Source organism: Amphibacillus jilinensis Y1 (assembly GCF_000306965.1).
GTDB lineage: Bacteria > Bacillota > Bacilli > Bacillales > Amphibacillaceae > Amphibacillus_C > Amphibacillus_C jilinensis.
Map to the genome: position 1 here is coordinate 68,639 of NZ_JH976439.1, position 16,283 is coordinate 84,921.

Below are 16,283 nucleotides of genomic sequence, written 5' to 3' on the forward strand. Positions count from 1 at the left end.
TTATTATCTACTATGCTTTTTTAAAGTTATTTTAGATTTGTGATTCCGGTAGTCAAATAAAGTTAGCTGAGTTAAATCAATCGCTTCAATCAGTTCCTTAACATCAGTGAAACTTAAGTCATCAGTTGGCTCAACAGTCGTTGTCCCCATCTCTTCTATCGTCACACGAATATTTTCTTTTTGCTTTCTTATTAATGTTTGTGCTTGTTTGACGGTTATCATTTTAAACTTAATAATGCATCGGTCTGGGCACTGAACCAATTTTCCCAGATCAGCCGTACAAACAACACCAATGATCGGATAACCCCCTGTGGTTTGCCGATCAGCTAATAGTACAATCGGTTGTCCCTCAGGTGGTACTTGAATTGCACCAAATACCGTACCTTCTGATAACATATTTGCTTGCATCTCTGTTTCTAGACGTGTACCTTTTAAGCGATAGCCCATTCGATCAGCTTGTCTCGATATTTGATAGCTCCCGCCAAAAAATCGCTTGACTTGATCTGCAGAAAACATATCGATATGAGGTCCCATAACGACTCGAAGCGTTAATTCATTAATTTGATCTGTCCGAATTATTTTAGCCCATTTTCTTAAAACGTGTGGTTGATCCAGATCTATTTTTTGACGAAAAGCGAGCTCATCCCCTGCTTGCAACGGTTTTCCTTCAAATCCACCAACAAGGTAGCGGGTACTTGTTGACCGACTCCCCATTACAATAGGAAGATCAAAGCCACCCGCTAACGCTAGATATGAAAAACGACCATTTTTAATCGCTTTTGTCGTCAATTGGTCACCAGCTTGCACCATTACCCCTTGATACATTGGGATTTTCTTGCCATTAAGATGCGGTTGACAATCTCCCCCGGTCATAGCAATGATAGCAGGCTCATCAAAAAAATACGAGCCGCCTGTTAACATCATTTCTATCCCTGCTTCATCAATCGGGTTATTCACTAATCGATTCGCTATTTCCAAGGCATAATGATCCATCGCACCAGCTTCAGAGAAGCCACTATGTTGATACTTGATCCGACCAAAATCTTGAATTGTCGTAAACGCACCGGGGCGCACAACTTGAAGTCCCATTTACTCTTTCACCTCATTAATCCGCAAGTGATAAGTACCTGTCTCAACTTGGTTAGCTATATTTTCATAAGTAGAGCGATCAATCGGTTTAAAACGTATATAGTCTCCAGCTTGATAGGGTACATGTGGTGATTGGGTTGGATTAAAGAGTTTTACCGGCGTTGCACCAATTAACCGCCAGCCCCCTGGAGAATCAAGTGGATAAATACCCGTCTGCTGTCCTGCTATTCCTACTGATCCTGCTGGAATCTTTATACGTGGTTCATCTAAACGAGGCATAGCTATAGTATGGTCCAGCCCACCTAAATAAGCGAAACCAGGTAAGAAACCGAGCATATAAATAAGGTAATCGTGTTGACTATGCCGTCTAATGATCTCATCTATCGGTAACTTTTTAGCCATCGATATGGACGCGAGATCTAATCCAAATGTCTTGTCATAACAAACAGGGATTTCGACAACCTTCTTTGTTTGTCGATCAACACGCCCTATATCATCTATCAATGGTTTTAATCGATAAGATAATGTTTGAAAATCGATATCGATTGGATCATATAAGACCGTTAGGGTTCGAAAAGCTGGGATCACTTCTTTTATACCCTGCGTACCACTAGACATAATGAGATCTGCTGCCTGATGGACACGGCTGTTAATTTCCGGATCAAGTTTTTCTTCAAACTGAATTTGTAAGCCTTGATCACCAAGAGGAACGATTCGTGACTGCATTGGCAACACCCTCTTCCACTAAAATAAGCGATTTTATTATCTTTACTCTGCCTTACAAAACCGTTTTTTATAGAGAAATAGACAAGCAGCTGCTTGTCTATTTTTAATTTAGTTGATATCAATCGCAATGATTTCATATGTTAATTCATTAACCAATTGCAATGTTTCAAGCTCAAAGTCTAAAGCCGTCAATTCAATAATATTATAAAAATCTTCAAGATTAACAGAATCTTCAGCTTCAAACCGAATTTCAACTATTCCTTCCTCTTCTTTCACATCGATTACATTAACAGCTTCAGGAATAGCAGGTTGATACTTGTCTGGTTGGTCATTTAACTGCTGCATTTCTTCAATCGTTTCTGAAAAATCACTTTCAGTAGTCATGCGATCATCGCTTTGATAACGGGGAACATATAAAGCATGCTCTCTCTCCCCTTGCGCTTCTTCATCGACCAGTAAGTAATAACCTCTATTTGATTCAGCTTCCATTGACATCGTTTCAATTCGACCGGTTTGTCCGTAATCAAGGCCACGTTGATCTTCAACATAAAAAACTAACGTGTCAACACCAAATAGTGCTGTCAATTGATATAGCATTTCATCTAGCAATAATTGCTCTGTTGAAGCCAGGCTCATAAACATTTGATTTTGAGAAAAAACTAACGTTGCAGTCGAGTCATCAATAGATACCTCTAATAGTTCATGAAAGGATTGATGATTGGTAAAATCACTTTGAATAAGGGATTCTTTTAACCTTTCTTCCTTAGTTAATTCTTGCTCAGCACGTTCAACTGCAAAAGTCATTATATCTTGATTATCTAACCAAACCCAATTCACAACAGGAATAAGTGATCCCTCTAATGTTATTTCTACAAATTCAGGTTCTGTTTCCTCTTCACTTTCGGGCGCTTCGGATTCTTCTTGTTCTTCTTGTTCTGTAGAATCTTCCTCTTGCTTATTCACATCTGAATCATCTGGTGCTTCAGTTGTGTCATCGGTTGATCCACAAGCCATTAATAATAGTGTTGTCATCATAACGAGTAAAATTAACCACTTTTTCATCGTTGATTCCCCCCTTGTGTATAAACGACCTTACGCTAGTATAAGAAAAACTGAGATATGCTCTACTTCAACCCCATATATTAGTTTTCCTTCTACTCGGCATAAAAAATTTAACTCTGATAATTATAAAAATTTGTCACTCTACTAAATCGATAAGCAAACCTATCACTATTATTATAACATTTTATCACCTGATAAACTTAACCAATTTGTGTTTAGGTTTTAAATAATTAGGTAATGGTTATAAAACGAACCTTCAATTAGGGGGGGACAGACGTTTATCTGTGATTAACCAATATTTATCAATTAGAAAAGGAGGCTAATCCAATGACTGATCAGAAAGTATTTCGTTTTCTTATCTATGCTGTTTTAACTTTTACATTCATTTACTTACTAAATCTCACTGGATTTGTCTTTAAACCAATCGGAGCATTATTAGCGGCAATTGCTGTTCCCGTGATTGGAGCAGGATTTCTTTATTACATTACCAATCCTTTTGTTAACTTACTAGAAAAAATAAAAGTACCACGTCTTCTAGCGATTATCATTGTCTTTCTACTTATAATTGTGTTTATTGTTATCAGCGTTTATTTTATTATACCGCCGATTCAAGATCAGATTAATAGCCTTGTCGAAAGTGGGCCGGACATACAACAGTGGATTGAGGACATGATTAACATCTGGCGCAATGGACAAGAATTTATACCTGAAAGTGTCCAAAATGCAATCGACAACATGGTTGATAATATCGGACAATACACCGAACAAATGGCTACGTCTGTATTTAGTTTTTTAGGCGCTTTTTTTAGCTTTTTATTTTCATTCATACTCATTCCATTTTTCTTATTCTTTATGTTAAAAGATCGCGAAAAATTTATTCCTTTCATCACTAACTTCTTTAGTGAGTCAAAAGCAGAAAGTCTGACGCGATTATTAAAAAACATTGATGAAACACTTGGCTCATTTATTCAAGGTCAAGCCTTAGTTAGTCTTAGCGTAGGAATAATGTTGTTAATCGGTTATTTAATCATTGGCCTCGACTATGCATTAATCTTTGCTATCTTTGCCTTGTTTATGAATTTAATTCCTTATCTAGGTCCTTGGTTATCTGCTATTCCTGCTGTTGTTGTTGGTTTTTTCCAAGACCCAATGACAGGTGTTTGGACAGCTGTAGTAATGATTGTCGCTCAGCAAATTGAAAGCAATTTAATTGAACCAAATATTATGGGTAAAGTGTTAAAGATACACCCGCTAACCGTAGTGATTATCATTCTAGCGGCCGGCGCAATCATCGGCTTTGTCGGCTTAATTTTTGCCGTTCCTGCTTATGCTGTCATTAAAACAATTGCCACTCATTTCTATCAAGAATATAAAAAGACACGACCCGCTGGCAAAAAAAATATTTGGTAACAGGGAAAGAGCCTGGACAAAAGCGTAACAAGATAAGAAAAATCCGAACATTAATGTCTGATACATATAGCGCTTCGGTAAAACACTTCGCTTTCCGTGGGCACGGCTTCGGGCCTACAGGATGTAGGTCAGTTAGACGTTGTCCCAGGACGGGACGAAGTTAGTCTAACATTCCTCCACTGTGTGAAGAAGTACACTTCACACAGTGGATCCTCAGCTCGTGCTATTCCCACAGGAGTCTACGTGTTTTTCCTACGCTTTGTTCAGAATGTTCGGATACGCCATTTCATTATTTAGTTATGTCCCACCCTCTTCATTATTAACATCTATTTCATGACTCTGTTTCTATGATTTTATCTTGCGCATCATTATATTGGTAAAAGAAAGTTTGATCAGGTTGATCATGAAACACGACAGCTGCTTGATAATCACCACTTCTCTTCAACTGATCGTCTTCGTCCGCACAAATAATAGGGTAGATTTCAATTTCAATAATATCATTTTCGATATGATAACCCTGATCCACTAAAAAAGCTTTTGTATCTTGCCGTAATTGGCTTTGCTAACATATAAAACAGATAAGCTATGCTTTTACACGCATAAGTCGCATACTATTTAATGAGACAAGCAAAGTAGCTCCCATATCCGATAAGATAGCAATCCATAACGTTAGCCAACCCGGAACAACTAATAACAAGGCCACTAACTTAATCAAAATTGAGAATGTTATATTGGACTTAATAACGCGCAGTGTTTTTCGGCTTAATTTAACAACAAAAGGTAATTTAGTCAAATCATCACCCATCAATGCTACATCAGCCGTTTCTAGAGCGGTATCTGTTCCCACGCTCCCCATTGCAATCCCTACAGTAGCAGCGGCTAGAGCTGGTGCATCATTTACACCATCACCCACCATTGCCACTTTACCAAATTGATCGCTTAACGCCCTTATTGCATTTAATTTATCTTCAGGCATAAGTTCGGCCTGCACTCGTGTTACACCCACCTGTTCTCCAATCGCATGAGCGGTTATTTGATTATCACCTGTTAACATAACCGTTTCCTGAATATTAGCTTCATGCAACTGGCGTATGACAGATGGACTCGATAGACGGACTTGATCAGCTACAGCAATGACAGCCAACACTGCTTCCTTCGTCCAAACAAGCATAACCGTTTGACCTTGTAACTGGAGATTTTTAATACGTGTCTCAATCGACCGACCAATTCGTTCTGAAAAGTGTTCCTGAAACAAATGCGGACTGCCTATCCAGTAAACGTCTCCAGCTATTGTCCCCTTAATTCCTTTACCTGTTAGAGACTGAAACTCACTGACATCAATCTTTTCAAATCCAGTGCCCTCAGCCTCCTTTAAAATAGCCGAGGCAAGCGGATGTTGCGATTGATATTCGAGTGCAGCAATGTTTTTTAACAATCCATCTTTGTCTTGTTGATCGCAAAAAACTTGATACGTTGTAACAACAGGTACACCTTTGGTTAAAGTTCCCGTTTTATCAAAAGCGATTGCCTTTAAAGATCCGATCTCTTCTAGATAAATACCACCTTTTATTAAAATACCATTTTTGGCTGCATTTCCGATCGCAGAAACAATCGAAATTGGTGTTGATACCACTAATGCACACGGACAGCCAACAACAAGAACAGCTAACCCTTGATAGACCCACGCTTGCCAACTTAGTCCGAATGCAAGTGGAGGAATGATTGCAACAAGTAGTGCAATGATCATGATTATTGGTGTATAATATTTAGCAAATTTATCGACAAAAGCTTGAGCAGGTGCACGTTCTGCTTGGGCCTCTTCAATCAGATGAATGATCTTAGCAATCGTTGTATCTTTAACGTGCTTTGTCACACGCACTTCCATTAGCCCTTCTTCATTTAATGTACCCGCGAACACAGTGTCATCAACATGCTTTTCTACAGGTACCGATTCACCAGTGATCGCTGCTTGATTAACAGAAGAATGCCCTTTGATCACAACGCCATCCATCGCAATTTTCTCCCCCGGCTTCACAATCATATCATCGCCAACTTCAATCGACTCAACCGGTACCATGTGATCTTGCCCATTGCGTCTAATCAATGCTCTTTTCGGTGCAATATTCATTAATGATTGGATAGAACGACGGGCGCGGTCCATTGAAAAACGCTCCAACTCTTCACTAATGGCAAATAAGATGACAACAACTGCAACCTCAAACCACTCACCAATAATCGCTCCACCGATTACCGCCAATGTCATCAATGTCTTCATATCAAAATCAAATTGGCGTAAATTTATCAATCCTACTTTTAAAAGATCTGACCCAGAAGTGAAAATCGTGATCACAAATAAAAGAATGGTGACAATATTTTCTTCTCCATTAATGAAAAAAGAGATGACCCCCGTTAATAAGAACAACATAGCAAATAATAACTCCCGGTATTTTTTATAAAAAGGCATTTTAGCTTTATCCTGTTGGGAACCTTCACTAGAAGCTAGTGATTGCTCATGTTCAGGGGTAACCTTTAAGTGCTCAAAAGCACCCGCTTTTTCTAATTGCTCAACCGAAGCTTCACCATAAACAGAAATTTTTGAAGCACCAAAGTTTACCTTTGCTTCTGAAACACCAGGAAGTGCATTAACATTTCGTTCAAATTTCCCAGCACAGTTAGCACATGAGAACCCTTGCACGCGGTAAACATGTTTATTAGCTGAATCACTATTTTTTTTAATCACGATCATCAACCTCTTTTCCATGAACAATCCCTATCGTAATTAATGTTTTTACATGATCATCATCTAACGCATAGTAGACTAACTTGCCTTGCTTCTCACTTTTGGCTAAACCTAGCTTTTTGAGGTGACGTAGATGATGTGAAGCTGTTGCTGTTGATGAGCCAATAATATGGGCCACATCACAAACACACAATTTTTCTTCTTGGGTTAAGGCATAAGCAATTTTCAAGCGTGTTTCATCACATAAAGCTTTAAACATATCTGCAACAGAAGCGAGACGCTCACGCCCAATCATTGCCTTAACACGATATACTTTATCTTCATTAAAGCTAAGCACTTCACATGTATCATTTGTTTCTTTACCCTTTTCACTCATATGATCCACCTTCATTCAAATGTTTGTTTGATTATAATTGCATTCTAATGCTCATTTGAATGTTAGTCAATGGACATTCAAACTATAATTTGAATATATAATTAAAAATCTCATATTTGTTCTTCATAGAAAATGTTTCTACAAATACAAAAAAGGCTGATCATCATATTGATGATCAGAACCTTTTTCCAACTTTTATTTGTTTTTTTGAACAGGAATCCAAATTTCGGTGTAATCATTTTTACTCGCCACGCTTAGTTATACATCTTAAACATACCTTGTGAATAAGGGTATGTATATGTAAAGCCAAATTGAGCATATAATTTATCAGCTGGACCATCAGCAATCAGACTTACATAAGAACCTGCATAAGTGTGTTGATCTAAATAGGTCATTAGTTCAGTCATGATGACTTTACCCAATCCTTTACCTTGATAACTCGGTTTAACGACAACATCAACAATTTGAAACACTGTGCCCCCATCACCGATAATTCGCCCTAATCCTATTAACATGTCTTGATCATAAATACATACCGTAAACAGCGCATTTTTCAACCCTATTTCTGCCGCTTGTTGCGACTTTTCACTCATTCCACCTTCAACCCTCAAAGCAATATACGCCATCGGATCGGGCGCATGGTAATTTATTTGATAGTTCATCAGATCTACTCCTTTTTATCATACGCATGCATTAAATAAGATTAAATTTTATTTTACAGAACAAATTTTAACATAAGCACCTGCTCGCGCTTTTTGATATGTCCTTTCCTTCATTACCTTCACGTCTTCCGATAGCTGTGATGCACTGACAAGCTGATGACCATCCCATACAGAGGGATCGACAATGCGGATTTTGCTCTTTCGATACAAATCATAATCACGCTGATGACCTGCTTGGACAATCACATCTGAATGTAATTGAGATAAATACGCTTGGATCTCTGGTTGCTGGGAGTCTTTAAGCTTAGTCATAACGGTAGTATCATCAGTTAAAAGATCATTAAAGTGAATAATCTTTTCGGTTAACGCTATTTTCAAAACATGCGCTAATCGATCATAACCATACACGTTTAGTGGATCTAAGAAAAAATCAATCACTTCTTTATGATAGACCTTTATAAACCACGTCGCCGCATCTAATTGGTCAAGGTAGAGTCGATTGTTCACGACAATTAAATGATTCAAGAAAGTTTGTACTTCATTTAACGAAATATGACCATATCTGTACATATCCCTTATCGTATAATCGATACGATCAGCACAAAGCTCAGGAGCTTCTTGCTCAAGTATTGTCCATTTTTTTTGATTAAACAAAATATCATCATTATCATATGAATACTTAGCAAGAATTGACGGTATCTCGGATTCTAATACGACGCGTTGATAAATCTGCTCGTGATAATCTTCGTGTTGGTTATCTAAAGCAAAATCAATGACATGAGAAAATGCCGTATGCGAAATATCATGAAGTAATCCAGCAATTTGCTCAGCAATTGATCCCCCCATTTTTTTAATCAATAACATGACACCAACCGAATGCTCGTAACGTGTGACATTCCAATTCGAGTTGACTAAATAACTGGCTCCACCTTGATGAATCTTCTTTAACCGTTGCACAGGTTGACTTTGGATAAGTTCGACCAATACGTTATCCAACTGAAATTCGCCATATAATGGATCTATGATGTGCAAATTAGCCCCTCCCTTCCTAATAAATAAATTATAATTTATTATATAAAACAAATCAAGAACACACGTTCTACTTTTAAGGGACGTTATTTTTATATATGCCATGAATTAGAAACGCTCACTTTTGTTACCCTTTTGATAAACTATTTTTCACTGCATTTTTAATAGATAAAACGAACCTTCAATCACGGGCTTTCGTCCTTCTCCCACTGATAGTTCGAGTGAATCAGGGCATTAGCGTCCGTTATCCCCCACCTAAACAAATGAACTTGGCTCTCTATTTTTAAGCAGGCGTTGGACGGACGGTTATCCGTGATCGACATCATTTACATTGATCATTACTTTTACTTATCACTTATTAATAGAATGATACGGACATGTTATCAGGTGATCGTCTACCATACCTATAGCCTGCATGAAAGAATAGAGCGTGACAGGTCCAACAAATTTAAAGCCACGCTTTTTTAAATCTCTACTAATCTGCTTAGACAACAGGGTTTCAGCAGGAATTTGTTTTTCCGAACGCCAACTATTTACAATTGGCTTATCATCTAAATAGCGCCAAAAAAACGTTGCTAAACTTCCGAATTCCTCTTGAATCTTCAATACAGCTTTAGCATTATTTCGAACAGATTGCAACTTGGCCAAGTGTTTAATTACATCACCTTCTGCTTTAATCTGATCTAATTGTTGATCGGTTAACCTTGCACAATAGTCGATATCAAAATGACGAAAGGCAACTCGATAACCTTGACGCTTTGATAAAACAATATACCATGATAAACCTGCTTGTGCGCCCTCTAATGATAACATTTCAAACAAATAACGATCATCTCTACTAATCACACCCCACTCATTATCATGGTAACTTTGCATAAATGGATGATTGCCAGGCCAAGAACACGATCCCATTATGGATCCCCCTTCGGATAATATGTTTATTGTTTAGGCTATTATTCAGCCTATCACTTCTACTCAATTTTCTAAATGACGACTTGCTGATGAGCACTTTTCAAAAAACAGATTAAAAGATGAGCTAAATCTTGTCTTTAATATTGGATACAGACATCAACTTCATTCTAACAAAACTTTTAACCTATTCGCATCATTTTCTCTCTCGACAATCATCATCAATCACCCCTCACTCCATCCTATCGTGACGCATATTCGTACTTCTCCCACTGATTGGTAGTTGAGTCGATCAGGACAGTACTGTCCATCAGCTCCCTCCTAAATAGATTTGTTTCACTCTCTATTTTGAGGTGGGCGTTGGACGGTTGCTTATCCGTGATAAAGTAGTAAACGTAAAAAAACTCTTTTGCTATGAAGCAAAAAAGTTTTTTTATAGACGTTATTCATCGAGACTTTCTATCCTAGCGACAATCGCTTTAATCCGTTCTTTTGCACTCTCATAATCCTGTTCTTTTTTCGTAGCCTGAGCTTTACTATCTGGTTTTTCATCCTTAACTTTGCCTTCAGTCGGTTGATTAGCTGGAGATCCAAAGCCTCCTAAAGGTAAAAAAGTTTGTTGTTTTTGATAAAGTTTAAAGAACAAGACAACCTCTGCTTTTTCTACGATTTTATGAAAGCGACCATATTGATCGACATCTTTATGAAGATCTAAATCGTTGACCACACTAAATAGCAATTTACACTCTATTGGCTCATTATAAAATTCATAGCTGGCCCCACCTGAAACATGGTGATCTGCGCCATGACCTTTTTTATCAAGATAAATTCTCTCATTGGATATTGTAGATTTTTGGCTAAACTGCTCTTCCGGTGATCGAAAAACGCGAAAACTTTGGTTACAGCTGAACGGCACGTTAACAGCATAATCGTGCACATACCCTTTATAATCATCTACATATTGAATGTTTTTGTGAACATAACCTGACACAAATACTTTTACTTCAGGAAAAAAGCCACGCCCGGGAATAACTGATGGAATCGCTTTGCACTGGGTAATGTGCACATTTCTTTTGATACTTTTTATTTCTCTAGCTTGTGAAGGTAACTTAATTTCTGATTCTACTAATGCCTGTAATTCGGCATCTGCTAAAACGACAGGAATATACGCATTACCTCCGAAATAAGACGCACTGTCACAATCTACTCTAGTTGTCTTCGCTTCATGTTGCTTAACTGGCTTCTTACACATCGCTTCTAATTGATTTTTCTCCTCCAAACACGTCCTCTCCTTCCTTTTATCATTTTTTTATCTTTCAATATTGGTATATGCGATAAAGAAAGGATCGGCATGGTCTAAGTGTGGAAGGTATATAACCATTTTTAAAATTATGGTAAACTTTATTATACAATAATACAGTCAAATCGTGATTTAAATGAAAAAAACACTTATAAAGGAAGATCTATATGTCTCATGATCTCATTACAGCAACATACAATCGGTTGTGGCAAGAAGCGATAAAAGCGAAAGCATTCAATGTTGGCACAGACCTTTTAAATCAACAAGTCGATTCTAAACGCGCTATTTCCCTGATCTGTCGACCGTCACAAGCTGTTCAACAGGCAATCACCGATTTTTTAAAGCAAGCTTACCAGTTGGAACCCGAGCAATATTATTATCAATCGACTGAATTTCATACAACCATTCTCTCAATTATCTCATGTGCCTCGCACATAGATACGAGTCAGCTTAATTACACACCATACATAGAAGCAATTGAAGAAGCTGTACGTACTATTCCTTCATTTCAGATTAGATACCAAGGCATCACCGCCTCACGGGACGGCGTAATGATTCAAGGCTTTCCTGATGATTCAACATTGGCGTTATTACGAGATAGCATCCGAAAAAATATTAAAGAAGCAGAAGTAATAAACACGTTGGATCAACGTTACAAAGCCCACACCGCCCATATCACATGTCTCCGATTTCAGCAGTCTTATCTAAAAAATAGGCAGGATTTTTTTAAATTTTTAGAAGCCAGTCGATCCTTGTCCTTCGGAACAAGTAAAATTTCTGAGTTAGAGTTGGTAAGAAATAATTGGTTTATGCAGCAGGATCAAACAGAACAGATAGCCACTGTCCCCTTACTATCCACATGAAGGGTTAAAACTTAATGCTTTTTCACAAACTAGGAAACTTTTAATAATAAGAGGATATATCGTTTGGTGGAGAATTTCTTAGGGATAGGTGAGTAACTACTTGAAAATGAACGACGTCCATGAAAAGCATATTAAACGAATCATCAATCAGGACATTAGCGTCCGTAAGCTCCCACCTAAATAGATTGCCTCTCCTTGAGAGGAGAGCCTTACGAACGGTTATCTATAACAAAAAAAGACCGAACATATTAGCTCGATCTTCATTTATAATCGTTGGTGTATCCGTGACAATCTTCAGGAGCTTAAAACATCGATGCGTTAGAGCATCACAGACACCAACTATCATGAGGTGAACTTAGCCCTCAAGTTAAAGCATCTAATTGTTTTGAAACCGCTCCAATCAATGGGTGATCTTGTGCAAGCTCAGCCACCTCTGCCAATGCTTGCGGATAACCTTTGGCGTTTACTTTTGCTTGAAGTTCAACTGCCTCTTGATCTTCTTGATATTCATAACTTAATGCCACAGCAATTGCCTTAGCTAGATAAATCGGCTCTTCGCCAAATAATTCGAGATATAAGGTAGCCGGTCGAATGAATCGATCATTTTTACTTAACTTCCGTAACGGCCCCCTGGCTACACGTGTCACTTGATCGGATATATGTGGATTTAGAAAGCGTAAAATAATTTTCTCAATGTAGGCCTCGTGCTCTGCTTGTTCAAACCCAAACTGCTTCACAATAACGCGCCCGGTTTCTTTCAAAGCACCCTTAACTAAACTGGAGACTTGAGGAGAATCCATCGCTTCCTTAATCGTATTGAACCCCATGTTATAACCTAAATAAGCAGCAACTGCATGACCTGTATTAACAGTAAACAGCTTGCGTTCTATAAATGGGGCAAGATCAGATACATAAGTAATCCCTGGAATATTAGGCTTTTCTCCTTTAATCGCTGCTTGATCAACCACCCACTCATAGTAAGGTTCAACCGACACTGTCAACAATTGCTCATGTGATTGATTAGGAACGATTCGATCAACAGCAGCATTGGGAAAGCCAACGCGCTCACTTATTATACGTTGATCCTTAGCAGACATTTTCTCAAGGACGTGATCTTTTAATAAGGCACTTCCCCCAATCATGTTCTCACAAGCAATGACGTTAACCGGGGGATTATCTTCTTTTAGGCGCTTCGCTAATCCTTTAGCAATTAATTCAGCAATGATCGGTAAGATGGAGGCACCTACGGCTGTTGTAATGATATCTGCCTCAACAATGGCATCCACTACCGCTTCAGCGTTTGTTGCACTGTTAATACCAGAAATATTTGTCACTTGCTCTCGTTTTTGTGCTTGATCAGCCAAGATCACAGTATAATTTTGTTTTTGATTGATTTCATCAATCACTTGCTCATTAACATCAACAAAAGTCGTGTGATAACCTGCTCTGTCTAACAACAAACCTATAAAACCTCGACCAATATTACCTGCACCAAAATGAACAGCCTTCATTTAGTTCACCCCACTAAAAAGATCAATAATTTCCTGTTTTGAAGATGCTTGAATTAAGGTTTGAATATTATCTTCATCTGCACAAACTAAGGCGATTTTTGATAAAATCTCCAAGTGTTCGTCTCCTTTTCCAGCAATCCCAATTAAAATATTCACAGTATTGCCATTAAAATCAACACCATCAGGGCAAATAACAACAGATAACCCTGTTTCCTTCACTGCCTTTTTTGCATCCTCAGTACCATGTGGAATTGCCACATTATTTCCGATATATGTCGTTGTCACCTGTTCTCTTTCTATCATTTTATCGACGTATGATGCTTCTACATAGCCATTATCAACTAATATTTGTCCAGTAAAGCGGATGGCCGCTTCTTTGTCTGTTAATGTTGCTCCTAAAGTGATATTGTCTTTTGTCAAAATTTCTTTTGTCATGTTGAACACTCCATTCATAATTTTTCATTGATAAATGTATTTAACTGCTGAGATAAATAGCGCTTAATTTTCTCCTTATTGTTTGATTCAAACAATGCTGTTGTTTGTTGATCACGAATAATTAAGCTACTAATAAAACTGAGTACTTCTAAACACTCGTCTTCTGCATGAAGAGGTGACAACATAAACAGTAAGGTATCTGTTGCCATCTCACGATTATCCATGCCTTTAATAGATAGTGGTGTGTTTAAATGATAAATAACAAACACCGGCTTTTTCACTTGTTTTTGCCTTGTGTGAAAAAGCGCCAACCTTGTGTCAGGAATGCCTAAACCGCCTAAAGCTTCCCTATCTAATAACGCTTGGTAAACTTCTGCCGTATTGGCAACATATTGACCGTCTAATAATTGGTCACAGGCTAATTTAAGCACTGCTTCTTTTGCAAGTGATTCAGTCACTTGATAAACATCAAAAGATAACAGAAGTCCTAATGAAACGCGCGAATAAATTTGCATCCGTTCTAACCTTTTTTGTATGTCTGTTTCCGTCAATTTCTCGCCATCATCCGGTTTCGATGGGGTCGATTGATTGGTTAATGTTTTTCTTTTAATAATCGACTTTAACTTTGCGATTTCATTTTCAGTTAGAATAGGTGAAACAAGTACATAATCTTTAATTTGCTCTCGTAAAGGAATCGTTGAAACAACTAGGTTATACTTCTCAACATCAATATGCTCTAGCTCAAATAAAGAGCAATGATCAATATTGTCAATTTCATTAATTTCTTGCTTAATTCTAGAACCAAGCATTTTAGATGTGCCAATCCCACTCGAGCAAATGACTAATGCTGATAACTTATGTTGGCTTTCCCTGTGAATGGTAGCCGCTGCAAAATGCAAGACTAAGTAAGCAATTTCTTCATCAGGAAAGCTAATATTATCAAAAACGCTGTGACAGGCATTTTTAATGATCTCATATAAGTCTTGATAATCCCTTTTTATTTCTTCCATAAGCGGATTATTAATGTACATATCCTTCTGAATTCGATAGATGGTCGGCTTTAGGTGGGTAACCAAATCATGAAACAAGCTTTTATGATTGATTAAAGGTATCCCGATCTTTTCCTCTACTTCTGTAATTAATTTTTTAGTGTAATAAATAATATTTACTGCCGAATCCTCTAACAAATAATCTTGATCTGACCTTAACTTAGCACCTAGTAAATGCATGGTTATATAGCCTATTTCATCAGCAGGAATTGACAATTGAAAAGCATGTTGTAATTCTATAATTATTTTCTCAGCTATCTTATATTCCTTTGTGTCTTTTAATTCATTTAAATAGTTTAAGTCAAAATGTATACGCTCACCTTTTTGAAGACGCTCAATTGCTAAAGCAAGATGAACCACTAAACCAATATATGAACGGTCTGCCAACTCATAAGGAAGCTCTTTTTTTATATGCTCGATACTCTTTTCAATTGTCACAAGCTTTGATTGGTCAACAAGTCCTAATAACCGCTCAGAAATGGAATCTATTGACGGTTCACTTTGCTTTTCAATGTTTTCTTTAATAAACAATATAAAATCCAATTCAGCAACATACTTAGAGATTAAATGACTGAGTGCAGCTCTCTTATTAGACTCTTCGCCTTCAACCTTAACGCCATAACCTCGCTTACGAATTAAGGTCAATTTATATTCTTCCAAGCTCTCTTCAAGTTTGTCTAAATCATGGCTGACCGTCGCAACGGTAACATTTAATTCGTTTGCTAAAGAAAATAATTTAATCGGTTCACTTGACTCTAATAAAGTTGTTAAAATAATGGCATGGCGTTCTTCAGGTGTGTAATCAGTAAATTCAACTTGAGCCAAAGAGAGATCTAACTGTCTTTTATCAGCCTTGTCCCCTTCTAACTTAACACCAACACCAGCTTTTTTGGTTAATGATAGGTGATGTTTAACAACAATATCTTCAACAACTTTTAAATCCCGATGAACCGTTCGACTGCTTACATCAAGTACCGCTGCTAATTGTTCAATCGTGATGCCGCTCTCATTATTTAATAACTCTTCGATTATTTTTCGTTCACGACCTGATATATACACATTCACCATCCTTTTTTCATTGATTAAAGTCCACTTGGTGACACCCTCTATTTATTTCTACCC

Annotated in this window: 15 protein-coding genes; 2 read left to right on the plus strand and 13 right to left on the minus strand. The window is 37.6% G+C overall.

The features are described from left to right. Positions 1–3: 3 nt before the first annotated feature. The 3 genes from B494_RS19490 to B494_RS0114150 form a co-directional block, all read right to left on the minus strand. Positions 4–1,089: a 5-oxoprolinase subunit C family protein gene (locus B494_RS19490; protein ID WP_017473042.1), complete on the minus strand. Its 1,086-nt coding sequence runs from the start codon at positions 1,087–1,089 to the stop codon at positions 4–6. Next, positions 1,090–1,815 carry a 5-oxoprolinase subunit PxpB gene (gene pxpB, locus B494_RS0114145; protein ID WP_017473043.1) on the minus strand — a complete coding sequence of 242 codons (726 nt, stop codon included), beginning with the start codon at positions 1,813–1,815 and terminating at the stop codon, positions 1,090–1,092. A 108-nt stretch (positions 1,816–1,923) separates the two neighbouring features. Then, on the minus strand, positions 1,924–2,877 hold the full coding sequence (locus B494_RS0114150; RefSeq protein ID WP_017473044.1) for a GerMN domain-containing protein: 954 nt from the start codon (positions 2,875–2,877) through the stop codon (positions 1,924–1,926). Between the two features lie 327 nt (positions 2,878–3,204). On the opposite strand from B494_RS0114150, the gene B494_RS0114155 reads away from it, so the two are divergent. Further along, entirely contained in the window at positions 3,205–4,287 is a 1,083-nt protein-coding gene (locus B494_RS0114155; protein WP_017473045.1) for an AI-2E family transporter, read from the plus strand. A gap of 331 nt (positions 4,288–4,618) precedes the next feature. On the opposite strand, the gene B494_RS0114160 is transcribed toward B494_RS0114155, so the two are convergent. From B494_RS0114160 to B494_RS19495, 7 genes are all read right to left on the minus strand, one after another. Then, positions 4,619–4,813 (minus strand): hypothetical protein, encoded by a 195-nt coding sequence (locus B494_RS0114160; RefSeq protein WP_017473046.1) that lies wholly within the window; start codon positions 4,811–4,813, stop codon positions 4,619–4,621. Positions 4,814–4,870: 57 nt separating this feature from the next. Next, positions 4,871–7,027 carry a heavy metal translocating P-type ATPase gene (locus B494_RS0114165; protein WP_017473047.1) on the minus strand — a complete coding sequence of 719 codons (2,157 nt, stop codon included), beginning with the start codon at positions 7,025–7,027 and terminating at the stop codon, positions 4,871–4,873. Next, positions 7,020–7,403: an ArsR/SmtB family transcription factor gene (locus B494_RS0114170; RefSeq protein WP_017473048.1), complete on the minus strand. Its 384-nt coding sequence runs from the start codon at positions 7,401–7,403 to the stop codon at positions 7,020–7,022. Before B494_RS0114170 ends, B494_RS0114165 begins: the two co-directional genes overlap by 8 nt. Before the next feature lie 254 nt (positions 7,404–7,657). After that, on the minus strand, positions 7,658–8,065 hold the full coding sequence (locus tag B494_RS0114175) for a GNAT family N-acetyltransferase (RefSeq protein ID WP_017473049.1): 408 nt from the start codon (positions 8,063–8,065) through the stop codon (positions 7,658–7,660). 48 nt (positions 8,066–8,113) lie between these two features. Next, positions 8,114–9,097 carry an HD domain-containing protein gene (locus B494_RS0114180; protein WP_017473050.1) on the minus strand — a complete coding sequence of 328 codons (984 nt, stop codon included), beginning with the start codon at positions 9,095–9,097 and terminating at the stop codon, positions 8,114–8,116. A gap of 348 nt (positions 9,098–9,445) precedes the next feature. Continuing rightward, a complete protein-coding gene (locus B494_RS0114185) occupies positions 9,446–10,006 on the minus strand; it encodes a DNA-3-methyladenine glycosylase I (protein ID WP_017473051.1) in 561 nt (186 codons plus the stop codon). A gap of 439 nt (positions 10,007–10,445) precedes the next feature. Next, the gene (locus B494_RS19495) at positions 10,446–11,282 is read right to left on the minus strand and encodes a CsxC family protein (protein ID WP_017473052.1); all 837 of its coding nucleotides are present in this window, start codon (positions 11,280–11,282) and stop codon (positions 10,446–10,448) included. A gap of 188 nt (positions 11,283–11,470) precedes the next feature. Here B494_RS19495 and B494_RS0114195 point away from each other — a divergent pair, with 188 nt between their 5' ends. Further along, the gene (locus B494_RS0114195) at positions 11,471–12,166 is read left to right on the plus strand and encodes a hypothetical protein (protein ID WP_017473053.1); all 696 of its coding nucleotides are present in this window, start codon (positions 11,471–11,473) and stop codon (positions 12,164–12,166) included. A gap of 362 nt (positions 12,167–12,528) precedes the next feature. Here B494_RS0114195 and B494_RS0114200 read toward each other — a convergent pair whose 3' ends face one another. From B494_RS0114200 to B494_RS0114210, 3 genes are read right to left on the minus strand one after another with little or no spacing between them, the layout of a single operon-like run. After that, the gene (locus B494_RS0114200) at positions 12,529–13,677 is read right to left on the minus strand and encodes a mannitol-1-phosphate 5-dehydrogenase (RefSeq protein ID WP_017473054.1); all 1,149 of its coding nucleotides are present in this window, start codon (positions 13,675–13,677) and stop codon (positions 12,529–12,531) included. Then, positions 13,678–14,112: a PTS mannitol transporter subunit IIA gene (locus B494_RS0114205; RefSeq protein ID WP_017473055.1), complete on the minus strand. Its 435-nt coding sequence runs from the start codon at positions 14,110–14,112 to the stop codon at positions 13,678–13,680. It lies immediately after the preceding gene. A gap of 14 nt (positions 14,113–14,126) precedes the next feature. Then, on the minus strand, positions 14,127–16,220 hold the full coding sequence (locus B494_RS0114210) for a BglG family transcription antiterminator (protein ID WP_017473056.1): 2,094 nt from the start codon (positions 16,218–16,220) through the stop codon (positions 14,127–14,129). Between the last annotated feature and the right edge of the window lie 63 nt (positions 16,221–16,283).